Here is a 443-nt window from a genome sequence, read left to right on the forward strand (position 1 = left end):
GTTGACACTTCTTTACTAGTTGAGACTTCATAATCATACGACTTAACAGCTGCAAGGATAGCACCAGTTGCACCGATGTTTCCACCAGTTGCGCCTTCACCAGCACCAGCAGATACTGTACCGTGTGTTGTCGCAAAGACACCCCAAGCAATACCACCGTCTTTAGCTCCCCAAACAGCTAGGTAGGTATTTTCCGCCGTCCATGCATTGATGTTAGAAATTTTGAGCGTCACATCACCATTGGTGGTGTTTTTGATAATAACAGTACCTGAACCATTGATTTTGAAAAGATTATCAAAGTTAGCATCCGTATTTTGGTTACGGTCTAATGACTGAATGGCATCCGCCGCTGCTGTCTTAAGATTTCCCCAAGATACCGCTGGTTCATTTCCTGTCATTTTTTGAGCTGTACCAGCTTCAACTGTCGTATTTCCAGCCCATTT

The 443-nt window shown here is 44.0% G+C and carries 1 pseudogene; it reads right to left on the bottom strand.

The features are described from left to right. Positions 1–443, bottom strand: a pseudogene (locus tag STRDD04_RS11210) (hypothetical protein); the annotation flags it as partial.

Origin of the sequence: Streptococcus sp. DD04 (genome assembly GCF_001578725.1) — a bacterium.
GTDB lineage: Bacteria > Bacillota > Bacilli > Lactobacillales > Streptococcaceae > Streptococcus > Streptococcus sinensis.